Below are 26738 nucleotides of genomic sequence, written 5' to 3'. Positions count from 1 at the left end.
CGATGGAGATTTTCAGCGTCAGCAACAGGCCCCCTGCCACCCCTGGCCCCACCCTTGCCCCCGTCCCGCCTTTGCCGGTCGAGGCCGGAACAGCCGTCGCGACGCCCGCGACCGGCGGGCGCGGCCCCGTCCCCGTCCCCGCGACGGGATTCGGATCGCCCCCGCCGGGACCGCGCCGCCGCAACCCCCGAACAGGGCTGGAAACCGTGATCGGTCCCGACGAACGCCAGCGCATCCCGGATGCCCGCGCCGATCCCTGGCGGCGCATCTGCCAGCTTGACCTGAAGGGCCCGCAAGGCACCTTCAAGGGCACCGGCTGGCTGGCGGGACCGGCCACCGTAGTCACGGCGGGCCACTGCGTCCATTTCGCCCCCTTCTTCGACGGCTGGGCCGACCGCATCGCGGTCGCGGCGGGGCGGAGCGGCGACGATCTGCCCTTTGGCAGCATCGAATCCGATCACTTCTCGACCCTCAACCTGTGGATCGACGGGCAGACGGCGGATTACGATATCGCCGCCGTTCACCTGTCCGAACCGCTGGGCCTGCGGACGGGCAGCTTTCCCATGGACGCCCGCGCCGATGCCGATCTTGTCGGGCGGCTGGTCAACGTCTCGGGCTATCCCACCGACAAGGAACTGGCGACGGTTCAGTATCATCACGCCAACCGCGTCATGCAGGTCACGCCCCGCCGCCTGTTTTATGAGATCGACACGGTCAGCGGCCAGTCGGGCGCGCCGGTCTGGATTCAGGATGGCCCCGGCGGCCCGCCGGTCTGTGTCGGGCTGCACGCCTATGGCATACCGGGCACGCCCATCGACCTGCACATCACCGCGAATTCGGCGCCCCGCTTTGACGATGCGGTGCTGGCGATCCTGCGCGACTGGGTGCGCGCCGATTGCGACCGGCTGGGGCTGGCGGTGCCGGTCAGCTGATGTTCAATGTCTTGAACACCGCATCCCGGCGCGCTTGCAGCCCCTCGATGGCGGCGGGAAGGTTCAGGTTGACGAAGAACCCCCACAACAGCGGCGCCAGCAGCCCCCACCAGCTTGTCAGGGGCACGACCGAAAACACCGCCGCCCCCGACAGCAGGGCGATGACCGCTGCCGCAGCGACCGCCGCGTTATCGCTGCGCCGCACCTCGGCCGTCAGGGCGGGAATGGCATGATCGGCGGCAGGACGGATGGTCAGGGTCAGGGACTGCCGCGACAGGACACGGCCCTGCGCGTCGCCCGTCACGGTTTCGACCAGCAGGGGACCGGGATGGGGCGGGCGGACGGTCAGCACCGGATCGCCCCCCGGCGCGATCCGCGCGGCGCCCAGCGGAGTCCAGATCCGGGCCGTCCGGTCGGCGCCCAGTCCCAGCAGGCGGATCGTCACGTCCTGCCCGGCCGCCGGCAGGCGCGGTTCGGTGTCGATGGCCAGCGGCGGCTCCTCGGGCGGGATCCCGTCCGCCTCGACCGGCGCGGGCGCGGCGGGGCCGCGTTCCAGCCCGCCCTTGAAATCGGCCAAGGCCTCGAACGAGGCCCCGCCTTTGGCCTTGGCATAATCGTCGTAATCCCGGACCAGGACCGCCAGTTCGGTCAGCGCGGCGACGGGCCTGCGATCCAGATCCGTCAGGATGGCATCGGTCCGCTGCGCGGCGTTCGGAAACTGGGCATGTCCCGCGCCCCTGGCAAGATCGCGCAGCAGGGCGGCGATGGCGGGGCGATTGGCGGCCACCGCCCGGCGCAGGGCGTGCTGGGCATCGCGCAGCGCGATCAGCGTATCGACCGGGACCGGATCGGCGGGCAAGTCGAATTGCGGGGCCACGGCCTGCAAGGGCGCGAAAGCCTTTTTCGCCGGATCGCGGGTCCAGCGGTCCAGTTCGCGCAGGGCCGCCCCGGCGCCGCCGGCAAAGTCGGCAAGGGCCTGCATGGCGGCGCGCTGACGCGGGGGGATGTCATTTTTCAAGAGACCGTCCGGGCGCGCGATCTCGCCGTCGTCGATCAAGGCCTGCGCGGTATCGAGAACGTCGGACCACGCGTCCAGTTCGGCCTCTGGCAGTTCCGACACCGCAGGCAGCGTCCGCAGCGCCGCCCGCGCCGGAGCGACGGCGGCCACCAGGGCCTGCCGCTGGGTGTCGGCCTTTTGCAAACGAGCCGTCACCTCCGTGTCCAGCTGCGCCATCGCCTTGGCGATGGCGGCGGGATCGGTGGCGGCGCGGATGGCGTCGCGCTGTTTTCCGATGATCCCGTCCAGGCTTTTCACCAGCGCATCGTCACGTTCGCGGTCGCGCAGGCGGTCGGCGGCGATGGCGCTGCGTTCGGCGTCCAGTCGCGCCCTGGCCAAGGCCTGCCGGGGCAGGATGCGGCGATGGACCAGGGCACCCGCGCCGATCCCCGCGACCAACGTGGCCAGGACGGTGATCCAGCCGATCCGGCTGTCGGCAAGGATCGTCAGCGCCAGGGGCTGGACCAGCTGCGGCGCCGTCAGCAGCGCCTGCCCCGACAGCGGACCAAGCGCCGGAAAGGCGGACGTCGATCCCGCCGCGACAGTCATTTCGGCGAAACGGTTGGCCGTCACCACGGCATCGGCGGGCAGGTCCATCCGGATCGGCACGGGCGATCCCCGGCGGCCCGCGGCATGAAGGTCGGTCCCCGACGAAAGGGTGATCGGTCCCACGGGCGGCTGGCCCGCTGCGGGAAACAGCGCCCGCCGCAGCGCGCTGCCCGAGACCCGGCCCCACAGATCCACATGGATGGTGCCCAGATTCAGTTCCCCCGGCAGATCCAGCACGCCCGGCGGGCGCTGCACCACCAGGGTCTGATCGCAGGCCAGCGGCGCACCGGGCCGGGCAAAGCCGAAATGCAGCGTGGCCGGGGTGGCGGGGGGAACCTCGCGCAGCGGATTGAACCGGATCGTCATGCGCCGGGTGGTGCTGCCGTCCGCGACCGGCTGGGCAGGGCCGGCCTCGACCCGCACGACCGCCGTGCCGAACGGCGGCAGCGTCCAGCAGGAAACAGGCGGCTGGGGGCCGTCGAACAGAACCTCGACGCAGCCGCGATCCGGATCTTCGGGACAGGCGACGATGGGCAGGGTACCTTCGGACAAGGCGCGCAAGGCCGGGCTTGCATCCGCTTGGGTGGCAGGCCGGGTGGTCTGGGGACCGGTCTGAACACCGGTCGGCTGGGCACCCGCCGGACCCGCTGCCACGACCAGACACAGGACCACCAGCAGCCTGATGCACGACATTATCCGATCACCTCGCAACCTACAGTCGAAGGATGACACAAATGGCGATTCGCGTTAAGATTTCAGGCAGGTGGCCCGTGTTCGGGGCTGCAATTGCACGCTGTGTATTTTCATGATGAACAAGGGCGGACTGCACAAGGCGCTTCAATCCGCATTTCCACTCAGGGAACGGATGGCGATGATGCTGGGGCTGCGGTTCGACCGCAACTATGCGGCCCTGGCAGCGCCCGCCCCGCTTGACGTCGAATACTGGAACATCATCGTCCAGGTGAATGCCGAGGGCTGGCTGGACGCCCTGGCCCGCGCCGCGCATGAAACGGTGCCGGGCAATCCCGACCTGGCCCGGCTGATCCTGGACGGCGGGCTGACCAGCGTGCCGCCTGCCCCGAAGGCTACGATCCTGCCGCGCGCGAATGACCAGGCGCTGCAACGTCTGGTCCGGCTGAACAACGATTTCATCAACATCGCGCAGTTCCGCGAACGGCTGTCCGCACTGGAAGGGCAGACCTGCCGGATCGAGGTCGATGGATCGCCGCCCGTCGCCTGGGGAACGGGGTTTCTGGTCGGCCCCGATCTGGTGATGACCAACCACCATGTCGTCCAGACAATCCCTGGGGACCGGATCGTGACCTGCCGGTTCGATTATCTGACCGATGCGGCGGGGATCACGGTGCGCGCGGGGACCGTTGTGCCGTCCGCCCCGGATTGGCTTGTCAATTCTCGCCCGGCCGACCCGGCCGACGTCAGCCTGAACGACACCGACATCCCGGCGCCCGACAACCTGGACTTCGCGCTGATCCGCCTGTCCCGCCCCGTGGGGAACGAGCCGCGCCAGGGGGTCGAAGGCCCGGACAATCCCCCGCGCGGATGGATGGGTATCGATCCGGCCCTGACCGCCAAGCCCGACGACGACCTGCTGATCCTGCAACATCCCAAGGGATCGCCGCTGAAGCTGGGCATCGGGCGCCTGACCACGCTGCATGGCGACGGACTGCGCTGGCGCCACGATGTCATGACCGAGGACGGATCGTCCGGTTCGCCCGTGCTGAACGGCCAGCTTGACCTGATCGGACTGCATCACGGGGGCGACCCGAACGAATTCCGCACCGCCCGCTTCAACCAGGCCGTGCCCATGGCGCGGATCGTCGCCTGGTTGCAGGACAAAATCGACCCGTTCTGGACGAAAACGCCATGAAGCTGAATTCGTACGAGGAACAGCAGTTGTACAAGGGTCTGCTCGAGGCCTTTCCGGACAGGGCGACATTGGACATCATCCTGTCGCAGGATCCGATCGGAAAACCTTTGTACCGGGTCGTCCCGTCCGGCACCCTGCTGACCGAATACCCCCAGCTTGTGCTGGCCGCCAATGCTCAGGGCTGGATCGGGGACTTGCTGGACGGCCTGCGCGCCGCGCCTCATGTCAATCCCGACCTGATTGCGGTCATAGACGGCTTCATGCGCCTGCGCCCCCCTCCCAGCGTCAAGCCGCACATGGAACTGTTGCTGGACGGCGCCCCGTTCGTGAACCAGCAGGCGCTGCGCCACATGCTGCTGATGATGACCCAGCCCAATGGACCCAGGGTTCTTCAGATCACCGGCGAACGCGCCAGCGGCAAGACCTACAGCCAGAACCTGATAAACCATGTGGGGCGGCGCACGAGCGCCGGCGTCTTCTGGCCCTTGTCGATCGAGGCCACGACCACGGCCCGCGACCTGATCCTGGAACTGGCCGAGGCGATGCGGCTGGAACCGCCCCCGACCCTGGCCGACGCACCTCAGGATTCGACCGCCGTCACGCGCATGGTCCGATGGTTCAAGGCGCAGGATCAGGTTCTGGACAAGGACTGGTGGCTGATCTTCGACGGATTCGACAGCCCGAAGATCGACGACAGCGTCCGAATGCTGATGAGCGGGCTGGCCCAGATCGTCGGCAACGGCCAGCCCGACCGGGTCCGGCTGTTCCTGCTGGCCTGGGACAAGGATATCGCGGGCGTGCCCCCTGGCCGCGCCGATACGCAGAACGTCCTCCGCTTTGACCGCGACGACCTGAAGGGTTATTTGGACGAGCTGGTGGCCCAGTTCGCCATGCCGGTCGGCAAGACCTCGACCGACCAGCTTGTGGACGAATGCTATGATGGCTGGGACACGGTGCCTGATCCCCTGGAACGCGCCCAGATGTTGACTAGGCGCATTCAGAAAGTCGCCAGGGACGCGCTGAAGGCCAAGCAGGCAGCACCATGACCGATCTGCCCCAGGCCCTGTCGGAACCCGCCTTCGAAGACGCGCCCGAACCCTCGGGCGGCGGGGCCGGTCCCTGGATCGCGGCGGCGGCGGTCCTGACGCATTTCGAACCGTTGACGCTGAAGGCGCAGGGCGAAACGATGTCGCCCCTGTCCCCCGCGATGGTGGACCTTCTCGATGCCTCGACCCCCAGCCGGGCCAGCCCCCATGCGCGGCGGCTGCATTTCGCGATGCGCAGGCAGACGCTGGCGCGCCTGGGCACCCGCGCGGCGATGCGGGCGCAGCTTGCGCAAAACCCGGCGCCCGATCATCCCACGCAGCGGGCGTTCCAAGCCCTGCTGGATGGGCCCGACGCCGTCGGGCCGCTGCTGGACGCGACCGATCCCGTCGCGCTGGCGGCCGTGGACGAGGCGTTGGGCTGGGTCGATGGCATCCTGGACGGCCTGCCCTCCGCAGCGCAGGTGGCGGAACGGCTGTCGCGCGCGCGTCTGCTGATGCCGCTGCGCCGTCTGGTGGGCGAACATTTCGCCGGACGCGAGGACGTGCTGGCCCAGATCGCGACTCATCTGAAACTGGCCCCCGAAGGATCGGTGCTGATGCTGCAAGGTCCGGGCGGCGTGGGGAAATCGACGGTTCTGGCAAAGTTCATTCTGGACGCCGTCGAACACAGCCCGGATCCGCCGACGGTCATGCTGTTGAACCTGGACGATCCGCAACTGGTGATCGACGACCCCTTTACGCTTTTGCAAGAAGCCGGGCGGCAGTTGCGCATCCAGCATCCCGATCTCAATCCCCGGCTGGACCAGATGCGCGACTACGTTGCCTCGCTTCAGCGGAGAAGCCGGTCCGTGGGGGTTCTGGAATCGGTGTCGGGCGGCACCGTGGAATGGACCGCCGTCAGCGACATCGCCCGCGAAATCGTTGGACTGATCCCCGGCGACCAGCCCGTCCTGCTGGTCATCGACACCTTCGAGGAAGCCCAGAGCACCGGTCCCAGCGCGGTCAACCGGCTGATGCAACTGGTGGAAACACTCCGCTCGGGGAACCCGCGCCTTTCCGTCATCATCGCAGGCCGGGTGGACGAGGATTCAGCACCGCGGCACACGCTGACGCTTGGCGCGCTTGATCGAACATCGGCGCGGGCGGTTCTGGAAAAGGTCGCGGGGCACGGGCGTTTGCCCGATGATCTTGCGGACCAGGTCTTCGACGTGGCGCGGGGCAATCCGCTGGCGACGCATCTGGCCGGAAAGATCCTGGCGGCCGAAGGCGCCGACGCGTTCCGCCGCGACGCCGACCTGGCCCGTTTGATCGGCCAGATCCGAACCGAAAAGGTCCAGGCCCAGCTTTACGGACGAGTGCTGGGACACATCCGCGATGCCGAGGTGCGGCGACTGGCCTATCCGGGCCTGATCCTGCGCCGCATCACCCCGGACGTGCTGCGCCATGTCCTGGCCGAACCCTGCGGCGTGTCCGTTCCTGACGATGCCGAGGCCGCCCGCCTGTTCGACCTGTTCGCGGCCGAGGTCGCGCTGGCCGAACCCGAACCCGGAACCGGCGCCCTGCGGTACCGAGAGGACGTGCGCCGGGTCATCCTGGCCGATCTGCGGGCCGACCAGCCGGAACTGGCGGCGCGGATCGACGCCGCCGCCATCGCCTATTACAGCACCCAGACCGGGGCGGTCGCGCGGGCCGAAGAAATCTATCATCTGCTGTCCAGCGGCGCCGAAAACGCCCGGATCGATGCCCGCTGGGAAACCGGGGTCGAGCCGTATCTGGTCCGCTCGGTCGATGAACTGCCGCCGCTTGCGCAAATCTATCTGGCCAACCGCCTGCGCATGGATCTGCGCACCGGCTTGCGGGACGCGGCCGACCAGCAACAATGGGAGGTGAATGCCGAACAGACCGCCCGCGCCCTGCTGCGCGACGATCTGCCCGAAGAAGCCCTGTCGGTCCTGAACCAGCGGACCGCCCGCCAGCAGGGATCGCTTCTTTATCTGACCGAGGCCGAGGCGCTGACCATGCTGGACCAACCGTCAAGCGCGTTGGAGACCATCGCCAAGGGACTGGTCAGCGCCGAGGCCGCAGGCGACCGCCTGCTGGTCGTGAACCTGCGCCTGCTGGAGGGCATGGTATACGAGCGGATGGGCCGAAATGCCGGATCGGTCGCGGCACCCCCCATTGATCGCGCCGGACAGGCGCCATCCCCGGCCGCGCCCCGACCCCTTGGCAAGACGCCGGACCGGCAGGTTCCGACCCGCGCATCCCCGACAGAGGCCACGGGATCGCCGTCCAGGACACCGATCCGGCTGATGGGACTGTTGTTCGCCGTGCTGGTCCTGCTTTCGGCCGGCGCCTATTTCCTGGTCCGGCCCAGGGCGACCATGCGGCTGCCCGAGGCCATCGGCGCACCGGGCAGCTTGTCACGGCCAGGCATTCTCCCGCCCCCCGCCATCCTGACCCCGAATACCGGTCCGATCACGGACATGGACACCGCGATCCGGCGGTCCGTCGAACCGCCGATCGACGCCCTGGCCGAAAACCGCATCGGCCTGTTCGCCGTGCTTGGCGCACTGTTCCTGATGGGCGCCGTCTGGGTCTGGATCAGGAAACGGCGGGGAACAGCCCGCGGATCCGAGGCATCGCCCGGCGTCGGTGTGCCGGTCCCGGAACAGGACCGCGCCGCCATCCGCCATGCCGCCGCCGAAGCATACCGCATCGCCACCCTGACCCACAATGATCTGGCGCGGCTGCGCGCCATCGCGGGCCTGCTGCGTCTGCACAGAAACGCGATCCCGCCCCCTGGCTATGACCCCGTCGCTCTGGTGGCCGAAGCCGAAGGCATCATCGACCGGATAGGCGTCACGGCCCTGTATGACGCGCCGGGGCTGATGCGGGAACTGGCCGCCGAACTGGGGATGCGCAACCCGCAGCTTCTGGCAACCGCGCTGCGGGTGACGGGCGCCTATGTCACCCTGCCCGACGAATTGCGCCGCCAGTCGGGACCGGGCAGCGCGGCGGCCGCGACCTCGGACCTGCGTGCCCGCGAAATCCTGGGCGACCTGGAAATGCCGGGCGACGGGGCGGTGAACGCCCTGTCGATGATCGCCACATCGCGCGGGCCGGATCAGCGATACGCGACGATGGCATTGGCCACTGATCTGCTGGCGGCGGAACTGGACGCCAAGCGCGGCACCCTGCCCCCGCCCGAGATCCGCAACCGCCCCCTCCCCTGGCGCTACAGCACGGCGCCGCCACAGGACACCAATTGGTTCAACATGACAAAGGCCGCGTTCTGAACGGACGGCACGGCGGCCCTTCCGGGGGCCGCCGTGCCTTGGCGGGATCGGGAAACGGTCAGGCGGTCGCGGCGGCGTTGACGACCGTTTCGGCAAGGCTCGTCAGCTTTTCGTCGGTCGCCGTTTCCTCTTGCAGCGTCTGGTCCAGAAGCGAGGCCGCTTCGTTCATGCCCAGTACCTGTGCCCACGCCTTCAGCGTTCCATAGCGGCTGATCTCGTAATGCTCGACCGCCTGGGCTGCCGCCAGAAGGCCTGCGTCCAGGGCGGGGCTGCCCTTGAATTCGTCGATGACGTCCTCGCCTTCGGCGATGATTCCTTCGATGGCGTCGCAGGTCTTGCCGCGCGGACGCTTGCCGATCAGCTCGAACACCTGGGTCAGGCGTTCGATCTGGCCCTGGGTTTCCTCCTCATGCATCTTGAAGGCCGCCTTCAGGTTCTCGTTCTGCGCGGCGCGGGCCATCTTGCGCAGGGCACCGGTGATCTTTCGTTCGGCGTAATAGATGTCCTTCAGCGTTTCGTGAAACAGCGTGTCCAGCGTCTTGTCGGCCATCGGAACTCTCCTCATTTGTCGTCCGGCCCGCCGCGACGGGTGGCGGCAAGGCACGCCCATCAACCGCGCAGGCGCCGGTCCGTTCCCAGCGACGGGCCGCGATGACATTTATCAAGGCCGGCGGCCGTCCCACGATTGGGGCGGATCAGGCGGCGGCAGCCTCCAGCGCGGCGATCAGGGCCTGGGCTTCGGGACGCGGCTCGTCCCCGTCGCGCAGGGATATCCCCACCGGGCCGCCCAGCAGTTCGTTGCGGATCGGCAGGATCACAAGGGCGCCCGCCTCGATTTCGGGGCGAACCACGCCTTCGGATATGAACCATACGGTATCCGAGCGGATCACGACTTCGCGCCCGAAGGCCAGCGAGACGTTTTCATAGGCGGGCTGGGGATCGGTCAGCCCGACCGAATGCAGCCAGGTCCGCACCGACCCCGCGATCAGCGCCCCGGCGGGCGGCAGCATCAGCGGATGACGGGCCAGATCGCCGTAATCCCAATCTCGGCCCAACAGCGGGTGGCCCGCGCGCACCACCGGAACGACCCGTTCCCAATACAGGCGGCGGAATCCCAGCCCCTCGGTATGGCCTGCGGGCGGCATCCGGCCCACGACCAGATCCAGCTGCCCTTCGCGCAGCAGCGACAGCAGCAGCCAGTTCGGGCCGGTCATCACGTCCAGCAGCACATCGGGCCGGGTTTCCCGGAACGCCAGCGCGGCGCGCGGCACCAGCCCGGTCGCCGCCGTGGGCAGCACGCCCACAGACAGGCGCGGGCGTTCCGGCGGCGGCGACAGGACCAGGTTCTGCGCCCGTTCCAGATCGGCCAGGGCCGCCCCCGCATGGGTCTGATAGACGCGGCCCGCAGGCGTCAGGACCAGCTTGCGCCCGGAACGATCAAACAGGCGGACCCCCAGGATCTCCTCAAGCTCGCGGAGGGTCTTGGAGGCGGCGGGCTGGCTGACGTGCAGCGCGTCGCCCGCCGCCGTCAGGCTGCCAAGGCGCGCGGTTTCCAGAAAGCAGCGCAGGTGGCGCAGGCGCAGATGATTGTGCAGCATGGATAACCACAGGGTTATGATCCGTTTGCGTCATTATAATTTTCATCGCCGAACATGTCATGGCATAATCAAGCCGAGGGGGACGATCATGAAAACGATTTCCGCATCCGACATCACCATCCACGTCCTCGACAAAGGCCCGCGCGACGGCCGCGTGGTGATGTTCGCCAATTCGCTGGGCACCGACCTGCGGGTCTGGGACGCAATCTTGCCACTGTTGCCCATGGGGCTGAGGATCGTACGGTTCGACAAGCGCGGCCATGGCCTGTCCGACGCCACGCCCGCCCCTTATTCCATCGACCGGTTGGTCGCCGATGCCAAGGCCGTGTGCGAGGGCCTTGCCCTGTCGGACATCACCTTCGTCGGCCTGTCCATCGGCGGGCTGATCGGCCAGGGCCTTGCGGCGAAACGGCCCGATCTGGTCCGCGCCCTGGTACTGATGGACACGGCGGCACAGATCGGCACGGCCGAGATGTGGCAGGATCGGATCGACCGGGTCAACCGGGACGGGGTGAATGCGCTGGCGGATCCGATCCTGGAACGCTGGTTCACGCCCGCTTTTCGCGCCACGAGCCCGGAATTCGCCCTGTGGCGCAACATGCTGACCCGCACGACGGTCGCGGGCTATACCGGATGCTGCGCGGCCATCGCGGGCGCCGACCTGACCAACAGCACCCGCGCGCTGCGCCTGCCCGTGATGGCGATGGCGGGGGATCAGGACGGATCGACACCCCCCGATCTGGTCCGCGCCACCGCCGACCTGTGCGGCGCGCCGTTCCACCTGATCGCGGACGCAGGCCATATCCCCTGCGTCGAACAGCCCGAGGCCGTCGCGAAACTGCTGACCGATTTCCTGGAAAGGACCGCCCGATGACCGACCGTCACGCCCAAGGAATGCAGACCCGCCGCGCGGTTCTGGGCGACGCCCATGTGGACCGCGCCGAGGCAGCCAAGACCGACCTCGACCGCCCGTTCCAGGATCTCATCACTGAATCCGCCTGGGGCACCGTCTGGTCGTCGGACGCGATCACCCGGCGGGAACGGTCGATGCTGACCCTGGCCCTGCTGGCCGCGACCGGCAATTTCGAGGAAATTCCCATGCACATCCGCGCCACCGCCCGCACCGGGGCGTCAAAACGCGACGTGATGGAGGCGTTCCAGCACGTCGCCATCTATGCCGGCGTGCCGCGCGCGAACCACGCCATCAAGCTGGCAAAGCAGACCTATGCCGAGATGGAGGCGGCATCCGAATGACCGATCTTGGCCCGCTGATTCCCCGCAACCGCGAGGCGCACCCGCTTGCGTATTATCCCGACTACAAGACATCCGTGGCGCGGTCGCCGAACCTGCCGCTCTTGTCGCTGGAATCCGGCCCGTCCGAGGAAACCGGCCCGACCTTCGGACATTCGACGTTCGGCGCACTGGACAACAACCTGATCCTGAACTGGACCAAGGGCGCCGCCCCCGCCGTGGGCGAACGCATCCTGATGCACGGGCGTGTCCTGGACGAAAACGCCCGGCCCGTCCCGAACACCCTGGTCGAGATCTGGCAGGCCAACGCGGGCGGGCGTTACCGCCACAAGAAGGACAGCTATCTGGCCCCGCTGGATCCGAATTTCGGCGGCTGCGGGCGGACGCTGACGGACGATGAGGGCCGCTATCAGTTCCTGACGATCCGGCCCGGCGCCTATCCCTGGCCCAACCGGGGCAACGACTGGCGGCCCATGCACATCCACGTGTCCGTGTTCGGCCACAGCTTCGGCCAGCGCCTGATTACCCAGATGTATTTCCAGGGCGATCCGCTAATCCCGCTGTGCCCCATCGCGGCGACCATTCGCGACCGCTCGCAGCTTGACCGGCTGGTGGCGCCGCTGGACATGGCCCATTCGCGGCCGCTGGATTACCTGGCCTACAAATTCGACATCGTGCTGCGCGGCCGCCGCCAGTCCATGTTCGAGAACAAGCCCGAGGGGATGTGAGATGGTGCAGCCGCTGAACAGCTTGACCGAAAGCGCGTCGCAGACCGCCGGGCCTTATGTCCATATCGGTTTGATGCCGACCTATGCCGGGAACGCCGGATATTACGATCAGGAGATCGGGGTATCCCCCATCGCCGACGGCGCCATGGGCGAGGTCATCCAGATCGTGGGGTCGGTCTATGACGGCACCGGCTGGGCCTTGCGCGACGCGCTGATCGAAAGCTGGCAGGCAGACAGCGCGGGCAGGTTTCCCGGCCAGGACGGCGCCGATCCGGCGGTCAGCGGGCATTGCCGCTTTGCCGCCGATGCGGTGACAGGGGAATTCACCCTGCGCACCGTCAAGCCGGGCCGCGTGCCGTCGCGCCACGGCCGGGCCTTCGCGCCGCATATCTCGCTGTGGATCGTGGCGCGGGGCATCAACACCGGCCTGCAAACCCGCATCTATTTCGAAGACGAGGACAACACGGGCGACCCCCTGCTGGCCCGCATCGAACAGCGCCCGCGCGCGGACACGCTGATCGCGAAAAAGACCGGGGACGGCGCATACCGCTTTGACATCCGGTTGCAGGGCGACGGCGAGACAGTGTTTCTGGACATCTGACCGCCGCGCGGGATCATGGCGGCGCGGGACTTTCCCTTGCGCCGCCTTCGCAGGAAAAGGGAAGCCATGACCGATGTGTTCGACCACCCCTGGCTGGGCGGGCTGTTCGCCGATCCCGACATGGCCGCGCTGTGGTCGCCGGATGCGCAGCTTGCGGGAATGCGCGCGTTCGAGGCCGCCTTCAGCCGCGCGCTTGGCGGGGCCGGGGCGCCCCATGCCGAGGCCGCGGCGCAGGCCATCGAAGCCGTGGCCTTTGACATGGGCGACCTGCGGGCAGGAACCGGACGGGACGGCGTGGTCGTGCCGCGGCTGGTCCGGCAGATGAAGGCCGCGGCGGGCGACGCGGCTGGAACGGTTCACACCGGCGCGACATCCCAGGACGTGATCGACACCGCAACGGCCATGGCGATGCGCGACACCCTGGCGCTGATCGACGCGCGGCTGGGGACGCTGGCCGACGCCTTGCAGGGGCTGGATACACGCTTCGGCGCCCGCCCGCTGATGGGACGCACGCGGATGCAGGCCGCGACCGAAATCACCGCGGCCGACCGGATCGCGCCATGGCTTCTGCCGCTGTCCGATCACCGGGCACGCATCGCCCAGGCTCGTCCCCGCATCGCGCGGCTGCAACTGGGCGGCGCGTCGGGCGACCGCGCGGATCTGGGGGATCGGGCGGATGCGGTGGCGGCCGACATGGCGGGGGCGCTTCGATTGGAAAACCCGCCCCGCGCCTGGCACGCGATGCGCGACGGGGTGGCGGAATTCGCAGGGCTTTTGTCGCTGGTCAGCGGCACCTTGGGCAAGATGGGCCAGGACATCGCCCTGATGGCCCAGCAGGGCATCGGAGAAATCGAACTGTCGGGCGGCGGCGCGTCGTCGGCCATGGCGCACAAGCAGAACCCCGTTCTGGCCGAACTGCTGGTCACGCTGGCGCGGTTCAACGCGGGGCAGCTTGGCTTGATCCATCAGGCGCTGATCCACGAACAGGAACGATCCGGCGCGGCCTGGGCGCTGGAATGGATGGTCCTGCCGCAGATGGCGCAGGCCACCGGCCGCGCCCTGACGGCCGCGACCGCGCTGGTCGATCAGATCCGGCGGATCGGATCGCCCGAGACCTGACCGTTATCCCTGGGCATTCACGCCGCCGCCGGCATCCGCAGCCCCAGGATCCGGCGCGCTTCCTGCCAGGTCGCGACGGGACGGCCGTGCCGCCCAGCGATCTCGGCCGCGCGGCGCACCAGGGCGGCGTTGGACGGCGCCAGCCGGTCGCGATCCAGGCGCACGTTGTCCTCCAGTCCCGTGCGGGCATGGCCGCCGGCGCCGATGGCCCATTCGTTCAGCACGATCTGCTGGGGTCCGATCCCCGCCGCGCACCAGGGCGCATCCTCGCCGAACAGGCGCTTGACCGTGTGGATGTAGTAATCGAACACCTCGCGGTCGGCAGGCATGGCGTTCTTGACGCCCATCACGAACTGCACATAGGGCCGGTCCTTGATCTGGCCCGCCTTCCACATCTCGTGCGCCTTGAGGATATGAGACAGATCGAAGGCCTCGATTTCCGGCTTCACGTCATGGGCCAGCATTTCCGAGGCCAGCCAGTCCACCAGTTCCGGGGGGTTTTCGTACACGCGGGTCGGGAAGTTGTTCGAGCCGACCGACAGCGACGCCATGTCGGGCGACAGGGCCAGCATGCCCCCCCGCGCGGTGCCCGCCCCCGACCGCCCGCCGGTGGACAGCTGCACGATCAGGCCGGGGCAATGCGTCTCCAGCCCCTCCTTCAGGCGGGCGAAGCGGTCGGGGTCGCTGGTCGGCCTGCCGTCGTCGTCGCGGACATGGCAGTGGGCGATGGTCGCGCCCGCCTCGAACGCCTCGTGGGTGGATTCGATCTGTTCGGAAATCGTGATCGGCACCGCCGGGTTGTTGTCCTTGGTCGGCAGCGATCCGGTGATCGCCACGCAGATTATGCAGGGAGTGGTCATGATGGGGCCTTTGCGGAAACGATGGCGCGTCCATGATTCCCCAAAACCCCCCGTCCCGCCAGTCTGGATCGCCGCCTTTGGGGCGATGGCGAATAAATTAACATCGTGTTAGGAAAATACCGGGATTGGTATTTGACCCAACGGCATTCCCCGGTCAATTTCCTGGAAAGGGATGGCTTGAAACGCGCCCTGCCCTGGGGAGGGAAATCATGAATCTGGACTTTGGCGTCGTCTGGGCGCGGTGGCCCGAATTGCTGATGGGACTGGGCGGCACGCTGTTCCTGGCCCTGTCGGGAATGGTTCTGGCGCTGATGATCGGGGTGCTGGGGGTGGCGGTCCGCCGGTCCGGCAACCGCATCGGATCGGCCCTGGTGATCGCTTTCGTGGAACTGATCCGCAACACGCCCTTTCTGGTGCAGATCTTCTTCATCTTCTTCGCCCTGCCCCTGGCGGGCGTCCGGCTGAATCCCACGGTCACAGCGATCATCGCCCTGGGCGTCAACGGCGGCGCCTATGCGATCGAGATCATCCGCGGCGGCGTCGAAAGCATCCCCAAGGGCCAGACCGAGGCCGGGCTGGCCCTGGGCCTGCGCCCCGGAGAGATTTTCCGCCGGATCATCCTGAAACCCGCGCTGCGCGCCGTGTTCCCGTCGCTGTCCAGCCAGTTCATCCTGCTGACGCTGACGACATCCATCGCCACCTCGATTTCCGCCTATGAACTGACCAGCGTGGCGCAGCGCATCGACGGCGACACCTTTCGCAGCTTCGAGGTCTATTTCACCATCACGGCCATGTATCTGGCCCTGTCCTGGTTCATCATGAGCCTGTTCGCGGTCATCACGCGCACCGTCTTTACCTATCCCACGCGCTGAGGAGGGCCGGGAATGTCGACCATCGGAACCCCCGAACTGCTGTTTCTGCTGCGCGGCCTGGGCTGGACGCTGCTGCTGACCGCCATCGGCTTCGTGGGCGGAATCGTCTTCGGCCTGGTCGTGGCCCTGGTCCGCGTGGCCCGCAGGCGGTGGCTGCGCAACATCGCGGTCGGCTGGATCGCGATCTTCCAGGGCACGCCGCTGCTGATGCAGTTATTTGTCGTCTATTTCGGCCTGCCGCTGTTCGGCGTCACCGTTCCCGCCTGGGGCGCCGTGGCCATCGCGCTGACCGCCCACGCCTCCGCCTATCTGGGCGAGATCTGGCGCGGCGCCATCCAGGCCGTGCCCCTGGGCCAGGCCGAGGCCGCGCACGCCCTGGGCATCAAGTATCGCAGCCTGATGCGCGACATCATCCTGCCCCAGGCCTTCCGGCTGTCGCTGCCCGCCACCATCGGCTTTCTGGTGCAGCTGCTGAAGGGCACCTCGCTGGCGGCCATCGTGGGTTTCATCGAACTGACCCGCGCGGGCCAGATCGTGTCGAACCAGACCTTCAAGCCGCTGATCGTCTTCGGCATCGTCGGTGGCTTGTATTTCCTGCTGTGCTGGCCGCTGTCGCTGTGGGGCAGCCGCATGGAACGCCGCATGGCCCGCGACCGCCGCTAACTGACCATCCCGCATCGTTCGGAGGAACCATGATGCTTGCGAAAACGACCCTGACCGCCATTGCCGCCACCCTGGCCCTGTCGGCCGCAGCCGACGCCCGCAGCCTGGAGGAGGCCAAGGCCTCGGGCACCCTGATCGTCGGCATCCAGGCCGACAACTGCCCCTGGGGCTGCCTGGGCAGCACCGGCGAGGCGCAAGGCTTCGACGCGGCCATCGCCCGCGCCTTTGCCGCCCATCTGGGGCTGGAGGTCGAATTCGTGCCGATGGCCGTGGCCAACCGCATCCCGGCGCTGACCACCGACAAGGTGGACGTGCTGATCGCGTCGCTGGGCATCACCGCCGAACGCGCCGAATCGGTGCAGTTCAGCCAGCCCTATGCCGAAAACACCCTGTTCGTGACCGCCCCGAAATCCGAGGCGCTGCCGGATCTGGCATCCCTGTCGGGCAAGGCGGTGGGCGTGCCACGGTCCACCCCGATGGACACGATCCTGACGGCCGAGGCGCCCGCCGATACCGGCATCCAGCGGTTCGACGACGACGCCTCGAACATCCAGGCGCTGCTGTCGGGCCAGGTCGTCGCGGTGGGATCGAACCAGTTCTATATCCAGCGGCTGGAAGCCGCGCGCCCCGGCGAATACGAAAACAAGTTTCCCATCGGCGCGCTGTATCAGGGCATCGCCTCGCGCCTGGGCGAAAGCGACTGGAACGCGGCGGCGAACGAATTCCTGGAAAGCTTCACCGCCAGCGAGGACTTCAAGGCGGCCTATGCCGAATGGCTTCAGGTGCCGGTTCCGCAATTGCCCGACAGCATCGACGGTGTCAGCTTCACGGTCGCGCAACAATAGGCTTTAACAACGGCAGGGGACCGCAACCCCCTGCCATTCCTGGGAGGAAATCCATGATTCTGAAACATGTCGCAAAAGCCCGCCACCTTGCCGCGGCCACGGCCCTGGCCCTGGCCGCGCTCTCGGGCACCCAAGCCGACGCCCGCACGGTCGAGGAGGCCAAGGCATCCGGCAGCATCCGCGTCGGCATCCAGGGCGACAACTGCCCTTGGGGCTGCATCAATTCGGCGGGCGAGGCCGATGGCTATGACGCCGCCATGGGCCGCGCATTCGCCGAATACCTGGGGGTCGAGGCCGAATTCGTGCCGCTGGCCGTCGCCAACCGCATCCCGGCGCTGGCCACCGACAAGGTGGACGTGCTGTTCGCGACCATGGCGATGAACCCGGAACGTGCGCAGTCGATCCAGTTCTCGGTTCCCTATGCCGCGAACCAGCTGTCGCTGGTGGGACCGAAGGATGCCGATCTGTCCACGCCGGAAACGCTGTCGCAGTACCGCATCGGCGTGCCTCGTTCGGCGGCCCAAGACACGGCGCTGACGGCCATCGCGCCCGAAGGCACCAACATCATGCGGTTCGACGACGACGCGGCGACCATCCAGGCGCTGATGTCGGGCCAGGTCGATGCCGTGGGCGGCAACCAGTTCTACATCACCCGGATCGAGGAAGGCGCGCCCGGCAAATACGAAAACAAGATGCCGCTGACCGCGCTGTACAACGGCGTCGGCACGCGTCTGGGCGAGGCCGACTGGAACCAGTCCGTGAACGCCTTCCTGGCCGAATTCATGGCGACCGACGAATACAAGGGCATCTACAACACGTGGATGAACATGGATCCGCCGCAGATGCCCGCGGAAATGGAAGGCGTGCCCTTCACGATCGCCCAGTGACGCCCCTGCCCGGCGGTTCCGCCGCCGGGCACCCCCTTGCCGAAAGCCGCAACCCATGCCGAAACATGTCTATATCCTCAACGGCCCGAACCTGAACCTGCTGGGAAAGCGTCAGCCGCACATTTATGGCCACGAAACGCTGGCCGATGTCGAACGGGACTGCGCGGCGCTGGCGGCCGAACTGGGCACGCAGATCCGCTTTCTGCAATCGAACCACGAAGGCCAGATCATCGACTGGATTCACGAAGCGCGCGAGGATGGACTGGGCATCGTCATCAATCCCGCCGCCTATACGCATACCTCGGTCGCGATCCTGGACGCGCTGAACACCTTTGAAGGCCCGGTGATCGAGATCCACATCTCGAACGTCCACAAGCGCGAGCCATTCCGCCACCATTCCTATGTCAGCCTGCGGTCGGACGGCGTGATCGCCGGATGCGGAACCCAAGGATATCAATTCGGCCTGCGCCGTGTCGTCACGCTGACCTCCGGGGCATCGGCGTGACCCGGATCGCCGTCATGGGCGCGGGCCTGATCGGCAAGCGCCATGCGATGCATGTGGCCGCGTCGCCGGATGCGGACCTGGCCTGCGTCATCGACCCCTCGCCCGTCGGGCAGGCGGTGGCAGCGGAACTGGGCGCGCCTTGGATGCGGTCGCTGGACGACGCCCTGGCCGCAGGCCGCCCGGACGGCGTGATCGTGGCCACCCCGAATCCGCTGCACATGCGGAACGGGCTGGACTGCATCGCGGCGGGCATTCCCGCGCTGATCGAAAAGCCGCTGTGCGACAATGTGGCGGATGCCGAACGGCTGGTCGCCGCCGCGGATGTGGCGGGCGTGGCGTTGCTGACGGGCCACCATCGCCGTCACAACCTGCTGATGCAGCAGGCCAAGCGGATCATCGACGACGGCGCCATCGGCACGCCCATCGTCGCGAACGCGATGTTCTGGCTGTTCAAGCCGGACGATTACTTCGACGTGGCCTGGCGGCGCGAAAAGGGCGCAGGGCCGGTCTATCTGAACCTGATCCACGACGTGGACAACCTGCGCTATCTGCTGGGCGACGTGACCGCCGTCACAGCCCGCGAATCGAATGCCGTGCGCGGCAACGCGGTCGAGGACATGTCGGTGATCCTTCTGGAATTCGCCAGCGGGTTGCTGGCCACCGCCAGCGTCTGCGACGCCACCGTCGCTTCCTGGAGTTGGGAGATGACATCAGGTGAGAACCCGGCCTATCCGCAAACCGACCAGGACTGCTATCTGATCGGCGGCACTCATGGATCGCTGGCCCTGCCGTCGCTGACGATCCGCACCGCGCGGGGCGAACGCGGCTGGCATTCGCCCTTTGACATCCGCAAGGTCGATGTCCCCGGCGACGACCCGCTGGCTCGTCAAGTCGGCCAGTTCGCCCGTGTCATCCAGGGGGCGGAAGCCCCGCTGGTCTCGGGCCGCGAGGGGCTGGAAACCCTGCGCGTCATCGATGCCGTCAAGCAGTCCGCCGCCACCGGCGTGCGTATCACCCTTTGATCCCGGAGGAGGAGATCATGGCCGAAGACTATCTGATCCGCATGGAAAACGTCGAAAAGTGGTATGGCGCCTTTCATGCCCTGAAAAACGTGAACCTGAACGTGCGGCGTGGCGAAAAGATCGTGCTGTGCGGCCCGTCGGGATCGGGCAAATCCACGCTGATTCGCTGCATCAACCATCTGGAAACCATCAGGTCCGGGACCATCGTGGTGGACGGGACCAAGCTGGACGACGGACAGAAGGCCGTCGATACCGTGCGCCGAGAGGTCGGCATGGTGTTCCAGCAATTCAACCTGTTCCCGCACATGACGGTTCTGGAAAACTGCACCCTGGCCCCCATGCGGGTGCGCGGAGTTTCCAAGGCCGATGCCGAGGTGACGGCCCGCAAGTACCTGGAACGCGTGCGCATCGGCAACCAGGCCGAAAAATATCCCGCGCAACTGTCCGGCGGCCAGCAGCAGCGCGTGGCGATCGCCCGCGCACTGTGCATGGAACCCATCGCCATGCTGTTCGACGAACCGACATCCGCCCTTGACCCCGAAATGGTCAAGGAGGTGCTGGACACCATGGTCGGCCTTGCCCGCGACGGCATGACGATGATCTGCGTCACGCACGAGATGGGCTTTGCACGCCAGGTCGCCGACCGGGTGATCTTCATGGCCGATGGCGAAATCCTGGAAGAAAACACCCCCGAGGAATTCTTCCGGGCGCCCCGACACGAACGCGCCCGGAACTTTCTGGGCGAAATCCTGCACCACTGAGGTTCCAATGATACGCGGCACGACGCGGCTGATCGCGCACATCGGCTATCCCACCACCACCTTCAAGGCGCCGATGATCTATAACCCCTGGTTTCAGGCCAACGGGATCGATGCCGTGGTGGTCCCGATGGGCTGCAAGGCCGAGGATTTCGCGGCGTTCCTGCCGCTGGTCTTCCGGCTGTCGAACATCCACGGCGCGCTGATTACCATGCCCCACAAGGGTGCCACCATCGGCTTGGCCGACCGGGTTTCAGTCACGGCCCGGATCGCGGGCGCGGCCAACGCCCTGCGGCTGGCCGACGACGGGGCGTTGGAAGCCGACATGTTCGACGGCGAAGGGTTCGTGCTGGGCGTCCTGGCCAAGGGTCAGCGGCTGGACGGCATCGGCGCCCTGGTGGTCGGCGCGGGCGGGGTCGGATCGGCTATCGCGGCCTCGCTGGCCAAGGCCGGGGTGGCGCGGCTGGCGCTGTATGATCCCAACCCGGCGGCGGCGCAGGCCTTGGCGGAACGGCTGACCGGGGCCTATCCGGCGCTGCGGGTCCAGACGGGCAGCAAGGATCCGGCTGGGTTCGATCTGGTCGTCAACGCATCCCCCCTGGGGATGAACGCGGGCGATCCGCTGCCGATGGACGTGTCCCGCATCGACCCCGCGGCCTTCGTGGGCGAGGTGGTGATGAAGTCCGAGATGACGCCCTTTCTGGCGGCCGCGGCCGAACGCGGCTGCCGCTATCAGGTGGGCACCGACATGCTGTTCGAACAGATCCCGGCCTATCTGGATTTCTTCGGCTTTGGCAGACCCACCGCCGACGACCTGCGCCGGACCGCCGCGATCAGCTATTAGGGGCGTTGTTCCAATCGTCGCGCGCGACGGCCTGGGCCAGTTCGCGGCGGAACCGGTCGATGGCGAATTCGGCAAAGCTGGAGAGCTGCCGCCCCTTGCGGGTCAGCACCCAGGCGGTGACGCCCGCGCTTTCGGTCAGCGGGCGGCGCGTCACGCCGGGCAAATACACCTCGGCCACGGAAAATTCGTCGATCACCGCCACGCCCAGCCCATGCCGCACTAGGCTGACCACCGTTTGCGCGAACCGCCCCCGCATCGTGTATCGAGGTGTGACCCCGGCATCGCGGAACGGCTGGGCCAGGGCCGCGCCATAAGGGTCGTCGGGGTGGACGCCCACGAAATCCTCGGCCGCAAGATCGTGGACGGAAATCGTGCGCTTGCCCGCCAGCCGATGCCCGTCCGGCACGATGGCGACCAGCCGCCCGCGCGCCAGCGGCTCGCAGGACAGGGCGGGGTTGTCCACGGCGGATGACATGATGACGAATTCGCCCCGGTCCAGCAGCAGATAGTCGGTCGTTTCCTCGATCTTGAGGATGTTGAGGTCGATGAACAGATCGGGGAACCGCTGGCGCACGCCCCGGATCGCGCGGGCGGCGATGAACTGGGCGATGGACGGGGCGGAGGCGAAGGACAGGCGCACGTCCTCTCCTTTCCTCAGCGCGCCCACCGCGCCGTTCAGGTTCTCCATCTGGCGATAGACCTGGTGGATCATCTCGAAGATCGCCTCGGCCTCGGATGACGGCACAAACAGGCCGCCCTTGCGTTCGAACAGCCGGATCCCCAAAGAGCTTTCGGTGTATTTTACCAGCCGCGAAATGCCTGGCGCGCTGACGTTCAACAGCTTGGCCGCGCCCTGGATGGTGCCCGCCATCATCACGGCGCGGATCACCTCGACCTGGCGCAGGGTCATTTCGCGCATGGTGTTCCCCTTAGCGTGCGGGCATCCCCGCCGGGCGTTCGGTGCGTTTCTGCGCGGCGATGCGGAACGGCGCGTTCGGGGCGCCGTATCCCCCATAGTTGCCGTTGCGCTGCACGACCTCCAGGAACAGCCCGCCCGGCTGCGCCTGGCTGTAGAACTGGAAGAACTGGCCGCCCGGTTCCTCGTCATACATGATGTTCAGGGCCTGCATCCGGCGGCGCAAGGCCGGATCCAGGCCAAAGCGTGCTTCCACGTCGTCATAGTAATTCGCGCCGATCCGCAGCACCGGAAAGCCGCGATCCCGCATGGCCGCCGCCGTGGCGAAGATGTCGTCGGTGCGGAACGCCAGATGTTGCACGGACGATCCGAACGTGTCCTCGATGAACCGGCCCGCCAGCGTGCGCCGCGATTCCGCGCCGTTCAGCGTGACGCGCAACGCGCCCGCGCGGATCGCCTGGCTGCGCACCAGCCCGTCGGGATCGGCCACATCAACCATCGGCGATTTCTCGGCCGCAAAGATCGAGGTGTAGAACAGCGACCAGCTGAGCATCTCGTCATAGGCCATGGTCTGCGCGATGTGGTCCACGCCGGTCAGGCCCGCGCCGGGCTGGGCGGGCTGGTCCACGTCAAAATCCACGTCCCAAAGGCTGGCGCCGCGCCCTTGCAGGAACCGCAGCGCGCTGCCCCCGACGCCGCGGATGCCGGGGATCGCCAGTTCGCCGGGACCGTGCAGTTCGGCATGGCCTGGGGCGTCCAGGAAGGTCGCCCGCATCACCGCGCCCTGCGGATCGGCGACGGTCAGGCCGACCTCGGACACGCCGGTGCCGTGGTTCAGCCAGGCGGCATGGGCATAGCCCGAGGGTTCGGTGTTGACCAGCAGGTTCGCCCCCCCCTGCCGCCACAGGCGCACCTGCTTGCTGCGGTGACGCCCGGCCTGCACGAACCCGGCCGAGGAGAGGAACCCTTCCAGACGGTCCGCATCCTCGGGGCTGGTGGCGAATTCGACGAATTCGACCCCTTCGACCGCAACGGGGCCGGGAAAGGCGGGAAGGCCCACGGGCAGTTGCGGTTCGGCCCGGCGCACGGCGTCCATCAGGTGCACCAACGACCGGTGCCCGTCCTGCGCCACCAGCCGGGGCATTCCGCGGCGGAACTGGTCGTTGAAGATTTCCAGGCTGACCGGCCCGGTGTATCCCGCCGCCATCACCGCGCGCATGAAGCCGGCGACGTCCAGATCGCCCTCGCCCGGCATGTTGCGGAAATGGCGCGACCAGTACAACAGGTCCATGTCGATCGCGGGGGCGTCGGCCAGTTGGACGAAAAAGATCTTGTCGCCCGGAATGCGGCGGATCGTGTTGGGGTCGATGCGGCGGGCCAGGGTGTGGAAGCTGTCCAGGATCAGGCCGATGTTGGGATGGTCCGCCCGGCGCACGATTTCCCAGGCGTCGCGGTGGTCGTTGACGTGGCGGCCCCAGCACAGCGCCTCGTATCCCACGCGGATGCCGCGCTGCGCCGCAATATCGCCCAATTCCGCCAGATCGTCGGCGGCGCGGCCGATGCCGCCCATGGCCGCCGGATGGACGGACGAACAGAACAGCACCAGATCGGTGCCCAGTTCCGCCATCAGGTCGAACTTGCGTTCGGCGCGGGCAAAGGCGCGGCTGCGCAAGGGTTCGGGCAGCCCCTCGAAATCGCGAAAGGGCTGGAACAGCGCGATGTCCAGCCCGTGGTCGCGCACCATCCGGCCCACGTCGCGGGGGGCAAAGTCCGAGGCCACGAAATCCTGTTCAAAGATCTCGATCGCGTCGAATTTCGCGGCTTGGGCCGCAGCCAGTTTTTCGGCGAACTTGCCCGGCAGGGACACGGTGGCGATGCAGGATTTCATGGCTGGTCCCCGAAACAGACAGTTCGATCCATAATGCCAGCCTGTGCATGACTGGCAAGGACCGATCCAGCCGTGACATTAACCCGCTGTTAATCGCCCGGTCCCGGCAGGCCCAGCGACAGTTGGTGTTCCGCCATCGGGTCGTCGGATTCCAGCGATGACAGCGTGACGCCCAGCAATCGCACGCCCTTGTCCACCGGAAACAGCGGCTGCAACAGGCCGGTCGCGATGGCTTCCAGATCCCGCGCGCCATGGACCGGCCCGGTCAGCGTCCTGCTGCGCGTGATCTGCCGGAAATCGGCGTATTTCACCTTGAGCGTGACGGTGCGGCCGGTCAGGTGCCTGCCTTCGCAATGCCGCCAGACCTTTTGGGCCAGGGGGGCGATCTCGTGCCGGGCGCGGTCGAAATCGTGGATGTCGGCGTCGAAGGTATCCTCGGCCCCGACCGACTTGCGGATCCGGTTCGGTTCGACCGGACGGTGGTCGATGCCGCGCGCGATGCGGTAATACCACGCCCCGGCCTTGCCAAAGTGATCGCGCAGGAATTCGGGCGACCGGGCGCGCAGATCGGCGCCGGTGACGATGCCGAGACGTTCCATCCTGTCGGCAGTCGCCGGGCCGATCCCGTGAAACTTCCTGACCGGCAGCTCCGCCACGAAACGCGGACCGCGCGCAGGGGTGATGACGGCCTGGCCATTCGGCTTGTTCAGGTCGCTGGCCAGCTTTGCCAGGAACTTGTTGTACGAAATTCCCGCCGAGGCATTCAGCCCCGTCACCTGCCGGATCCGGTCGCGGATCATCAGGGCGATGGTCGTGGCGATGGGGATGCCCTGCTTGTTCCGGGTCACGTCCAGATAGGCTTCGTCCAGCGAAAGCGGTTCGATCAGGTCGGTATGTTCGGCAAAGACATCGTGGATCTGGGCGGAGACGGCGCGATAAACCTCGAACCGGGGCCTGACGAAGACCAAGTCGGGACAGCGCCGTTTCGCCGTGACCGAGGGCATGGCCGACCGTACGCCAAAGACCCGCGCCTCGTAACTGGCGGCGGCGACCACGCCGCGCGCGGCGGATCCGCCCACCGCCACCGGCCTGCCCCGAAGATCGGGATTGTCGCGCTGTTCCACCGAAGCATAAAAGGCATCCATATCGACATGGATGATCTTGCGCAGGCTCATGGCCTGGGTCTGATCGCCGTGATCGTCGTGTTCCGCCATGCGGGTTTCCTGCGCAGCCGCCGGGATCATCCTATCGGGAACAGCCACCGAAACAAAGCCGGAACAACCCGCTTGTCATTCCGGAATGCCGCGGCTATGGCTGTGCCTGACCGCTTCAACCTGCGATTTATTAAGAAAGATTAACATTGGCCTTTTGACCGGTCTTGTTTAAGGTTGACTTTACGGCAAGTTGAACTATCCAGCTGCGATCCTGTTTCAAGGATGTCTTCTGGCAGGAGGATCGGATGATCTCGAAACCGCTGCGCGTCCTGGTTGTTCAGGACGATTTTCGTGTGGGGCAAAGGTTGGCCCGCGAGATCTGTGCCTGTGGCGAGATTGTGGTCGGCCCCTTTTCCACCGTCGACGAAGCCATGCGTCAGGTCGATTCCGTCCATGCCGCGATCCTGGATCTTAGCGTCCATGACGAGGATGCGCTGTGCGTGGCCGACCGGCTGATGCATTCCGATGTGCCCTTCGTGTTCGTGACGGCGCGCGGCGCAGGCGATATTCCCGCGCGTTTCGATGGGCACCGGGCGTATCCAAAGCCCCGCCATGCCGCCCCCTTGCTGGACGACCTGCACCGGCAGCACCGGACACGGGCTGCCCGGCATGACGACGATCCCAAGCTGGTGGTGGTCGAAATGCTGGAACGGTCGCGGATGATTATGCCCGATCCCGCTTCGGCTGAACGCCTGGTCGAGGCGGCATTGCTGCGCGCCGTCGCCCAATCCGTCGAAAGCGGTATTCCGCCCCGGTTCCGGTTTTGGCTGATGGGGCTGCTGGATGACGAAATCGGGCAGAAAAGCCGCCATCTGCAATAACAAGAACCCGAGGCCTGCCCCGACTCGCCGATCACCGTCGGCATCCGCAGGCTGCCCCGTTCGGTTCGGCGCGGTGATCGCATCCGGCGGTGTCAGCAGCCCAGGCGCTCTGCTATCCGGCGGAATGTCTGGGCGATGGCCAGTTCGGTTTCCAGACCCTCGACCATCACGGCGCCCGGATCCTCTTGCCCGTCATGCAGCACCTGGCGTTCTTCCAGCCAGTTGCAGACGGCCTGCCGCGCATCGCCCGACAAAAGGTCAGGCAAGGCCTCGATCAGCTTTCCATAGGCGATCAGACGGGGGTCGCTGTCCGGGTTGGCCATGGGGTCAATACCCGCCGGGGGGATCGCTTGCCGGAAAGGATTCGTCCGACGTTTCGTCCACACGGTCCCAATGACGGGGTGGGGCGGACATTTCGGCGGGACCGGCCGGACGGACATAGCGGTGATCGGCGTCGGCGGAAGGCCTTGCCGCCTTCGCGGCCAGTCCTGCCAGCAACAGAAACCCGCCCGCCGCGATCAGAATGTCGGAATTTCGCATGATGGTGCCCTTGTCTGGTCCTGCGGATCTCAACGACG

At 67.1% G+C, this 26738-nt stretch carries 27 protein-coding genes; 18 read left to right on the top strand and 9 right to left on the bottom strand.

The genetic code is table 11. From position 1 onward, the window contains the following. Positions 1–2 precede the first annotated feature (2 nt). The gene (locus CHB77_RS08290; RefSeq protein ID WP_089387729.1) at positions 3–932 is read left to right on the top strand and encodes a trypsin-like serine peptidase; all 930 of its coding nucleotides are present in this window, start codon (positions 3–5) and stop codon (positions 930–932) included. Here the strand turns inward: CHB77_RS08290 and CHB77_RS08285 are convergent. Further along, on the bottom strand, positions 925–3231 hold the full coding sequence (locus CHB77_RS08285; RefSeq protein WP_089387728.1) for a hypothetical protein: 2307 nt from the start codon (positions 3229–3231) through the stop codon (positions 925–927). The two genes, CHB77_RS08290 and CHB77_RS08285, sit on opposite strands and share 8 nt — an antisense overlap. Before the next feature lie 112 nt (positions 3232–3343). Between CHB77_RS08285 and CHB77_RS08280 the strand changes: the two genes are divergently transcribed. From CHB77_RS08280 to CHB77_RS08270, 3 genes are read left to right on the top strand one after another with little or no spacing between them, the layout of a single operon-like run. Next, the gene (locus CHB77_RS08280; protein WP_089387727.1) at positions 3344–4426 is read left to right on the top strand and encodes a trypsin-like peptidase domain-containing protein; all 1083 of its coding nucleotides are present in this window, start codon (positions 3344–3346) and stop codon (positions 4424–4426) included. Next, positions 4423–5472, top strand: a complete 1050-nt coding sequence (locus CHB77_RS08275) for an effector-associated domain EAD1-containing protein (protein WP_089387726.1) — start codon at positions 4423–4425, stop codon at positions 5470–5472. Before CHB77_RS08280 ends, CHB77_RS08275 begins: the two co-directional genes overlap by 4 nt. Then, positions 5469–8768, top strand: a complete 3300-nt coding sequence (locus tag CHB77_RS08270; protein ID WP_089387725.1) for an AAA family ATPase — start codon at positions 5469–5471, stop codon at positions 8766–8768. Before CHB77_RS08275 ends, CHB77_RS08270 begins: the two co-directional genes overlap by 4 nt. 58 nt (positions 8769–8826) lie before the next feature. On the opposite strand, the gene CHB77_RS08265 is transcribed toward CHB77_RS08270, so the two are convergent. After that, complete coding sequence (locus CHB77_RS08265; protein ID WP_089387724.1) at positions 8827–9318, bottom strand: YciE/YciF ferroxidase family protein; 492 nt, start codon at positions 9316–9318, stop codon at positions 8827–8829. 145 nt (positions 9319–9463) lie between these two features. Next, positions 9464–10366, bottom strand: coding sequence for a LysR substrate-binding domain-containing protein (locus tag CHB77_RS08260; RefSeq protein ID WP_089387723.1), 903 nt, complete (start codon positions 10364–10366; stop codon positions 9464–9466). A gap of 88 nt (positions 10367–10454) precedes the next feature. On the opposite strand from CHB77_RS08260, the gene pcaD reads away from it, so the two are divergent. The 5 genes from pcaD to CHB77_RS08235 all read left to right on the top strand — a co-directional run bounded on the left by pcaD (position 10455) and on the right by CHB77_RS08235 (position 14065). After that, positions 10455–11240 carry a 3-oxoadipate enol-lactonase gene (gene pcaD, locus CHB77_RS08255; protein ID WP_089387722.1) on the top strand — a complete coding sequence of 262 codons (786 nt, stop codon included), beginning with the start codon at positions 10455–10457 and terminating at the stop codon, positions 11238–11240. Beyond that, positions 11237–11620: a 4-carboxymuconolactone decarboxylase gene (pcaC, locus tag CHB77_RS08250; protein ID WP_089387721.1), complete on the top strand. Its 384-nt coding sequence runs from the start codon at positions 11237–11239 to the stop codon at positions 11618–11620. Before pcaD ends, pcaC begins: the two co-directional genes overlap by 4 nt. Further along, a complete protein-coding gene (gene pcaH / locus CHB77_RS08245; RefSeq protein ID WP_089387720.1) occupies positions 11617–12345 on the top strand; it encodes a protocatechuate 3,4-dioxygenase subunit beta in 729 nt (242 codons plus the stop codon). The genes pcaC and pcaH overlap by 4 nt, the downstream gene beginning before the upstream one ends. 1 nt (position 12346) lies before the next feature. Next, positions 12347–12946: a protocatechuate 3,4-dioxygenase subunit alpha gene (gene pcaG, locus CHB77_RS08240; protein WP_089387719.1), complete on the top strand. Its 600-nt coding sequence runs from the start codon at positions 12347–12349 to the stop codon at positions 12944–12946. A 66-nt stretch (positions 12947–13012) separates the two neighbouring features. After that, on the top strand, positions 13013–14065 hold the full coding sequence (locus tag CHB77_RS08235; protein WP_089387718.1) for a 3-carboxy-cis,cis-muconate cycloisomerase: 1053 nt from the start codon (positions 13013–13015) through the stop codon (positions 14063–14065). A gap of 17 nt (positions 14066–14082) precedes the next feature. On the opposite strand, the gene CHB77_RS08230 is transcribed toward CHB77_RS08235, so the two are convergent. Beyond that, positions 14083–14925 carry a 3-oxoadipate:acetyl-CoA acetyltransferase gene (locus CHB77_RS08230; protein ID WP_089387717.1) on the bottom strand — a complete coding sequence of 281 codons (843 nt, stop codon included), beginning with the start codon at positions 14923–14925 and terminating at the stop codon, positions 14083–14085. A 209-nt stretch (positions 14926–15134) separates the two neighbouring features. Here CHB77_RS08230 and CHB77_RS08225 point away from each other — a divergent pair, with 209 nt between their 5' ends. The 8 genes from CHB77_RS08225 to CHB77_RS08190 are packed head-to-tail and all read left to right on the top strand — an operon-like array spanning position 15135 to position 21321. Beyond that, a complete protein-coding gene (locus CHB77_RS08225; RefSeq protein ID WP_089387716.1) occupies positions 15135–15797 on the top strand; it encodes an amino acid ABC transporter permease in 663 nt (220 codons plus the stop codon). Positions 15798–15809: 12 nt separating this feature from the next. After that, a complete protein-coding gene (locus CHB77_RS08220) occupies positions 15810–16460 on the top strand; it encodes an amino acid ABC transporter permease (RefSeq protein ID WP_089387715.1) in 651 nt (216 codons plus the stop codon). 29 nt (positions 16461–16489) lie between these two features. Then, positions 16490–17305, top strand: a complete 816-nt coding sequence (locus CHB77_RS08215; protein ID WP_089387714.1) for a transporter substrate-binding domain-containing protein — start codon at positions 16490–16492, stop codon at positions 17303–17305. 53 nt (positions 17306–17358) lie between these two features. After that, a complete protein-coding gene (locus CHB77_RS08210; RefSeq protein WP_089387713.1) occupies positions 17359–18192 on the top strand; it encodes a transporter substrate-binding domain-containing protein in 834 nt (277 codons plus the stop codon). A 55-nt stretch (positions 18193–18247) separates the two neighbouring features. Further along, on the top strand, positions 18248–18697 hold the full coding sequence (gene aroQ, locus CHB77_RS08205) for a type II 3-dehydroquinate dehydratase (RefSeq protein ID WP_089387712.1): 450 nt from the start codon (positions 18248–18250) through the stop codon (positions 18695–18697). Beyond that, entirely contained in the window at positions 18694–19719 is a 1026-nt protein-coding gene (locus CHB77_RS08200) for a Gfo/Idh/MocA family protein (RefSeq protein WP_242626581.1), read from the top strand. The genes aroQ and CHB77_RS08200 overlap by 4 nt, the downstream gene beginning before the upstream one ends. Positions 19720–19736: 17 nt before the next feature. Next, on the top strand, positions 19737–20480 hold the full coding sequence (locus CHB77_RS08195; protein ID WP_176430322.1) for an amino acid ABC transporter ATP-binding protein: 744 nt from the start codon (positions 19737–19739) through the stop codon (positions 20478–20480). A 7-nt stretch (positions 20481–20487) separates the two neighbouring features. After that, positions 20488–21321 (top strand): shikimate dehydrogenase family protein, encoded by an 834-nt coding sequence (locus CHB77_RS08190; RefSeq protein ID WP_089387710.1) that lies wholly within the window; start codon positions 20488–20490, stop codon positions 21319–21321. Here the strand turns inward: CHB77_RS08190 and CHB77_RS08185 are convergent. The 3 genes from CHB77_RS08185 to dinB all read right to left on the bottom strand — a co-directional run bounded on the left by CHB77_RS08185 (position 21311) and on the right by dinB (position 25339). Then, positions 21311–22240: a LysR family transcriptional regulator gene (locus CHB77_RS08185; RefSeq protein ID WP_089387709.1), complete on the bottom strand. Its 930-nt coding sequence runs from the start codon at positions 22238–22240 to the stop codon at positions 21311–21313. The two genes, CHB77_RS08190 and CHB77_RS08185, sit on opposite strands and share 11 nt — an antisense overlap. Positions 22241–22250: 10 nt before the next feature. Continuing rightward, positions 22251–24125, bottom strand: coding sequence for a bifunctional sugar phosphate isomerase/epimerase/4-hydroxyphenylpyruvate dioxygenase family protein (locus CHB77_RS08180; protein ID WP_089387708.1), 1875 nt, complete (start codon positions 24123–24125; stop codon positions 22251–22253). 89 nt (positions 24126–24214) lie between these two features. After that, on the bottom strand, positions 24215–25339 hold the full coding sequence (gene dinB, locus CHB77_RS08175; RefSeq protein ID WP_242626582.1) for a DNA polymerase IV: 1125 nt from the start codon (positions 25337–25339) through the stop codon (positions 24215–24217). Between the two features lie 245 nt (positions 25340–25584). On the opposite strand from dinB, the gene CHB77_RS08170 reads away from it, so the two are divergent. Then, on the top strand, positions 25585–26160 hold the full coding sequence (locus CHB77_RS08170) for a response regulator (protein WP_089387707.1): 576 nt from the start codon (positions 25585–25587) through the stop codon (positions 26158–26160). Between the two features lie 92 nt (positions 26161–26252). Here CHB77_RS08170 and CHB77_RS08165 read toward each other — a convergent pair whose 3' ends face one another. Beyond that, positions 26253–26483, bottom strand: a complete 231-nt coding sequence (locus CHB77_RS08165) for a hypothetical protein (RefSeq protein ID WP_089387706.1) — start codon at positions 26481–26483, stop codon at positions 26253–26255. Between the two features lie 4 nt (positions 26484–26487). After that, the gene (locus CHB77_RS08160) at positions 26488–26700 is read right to left on the bottom strand and encodes a hypothetical protein (RefSeq protein ID WP_242626583.1); all 213 of its coding nucleotides are present in this window, start codon (positions 26698–26700) and stop codon (positions 26488–26490) included. Positions 26701–26738 lie beyond the last annotated feature (38 nt).

This window comes from Paracoccus sediminis (assembly GCF_900188295.1).
GTDB lineage: Bacteria > Pseudomonadota > Alphaproteobacteria > Rhodobacterales > Rhodobacteraceae > Paracoccus > Paracoccus sediminis.
The sequence above is the reverse complement of the archived record's forward strand: the minus strand, read 5'-3'. Positions and strand labels throughout refer to the sequence as shown.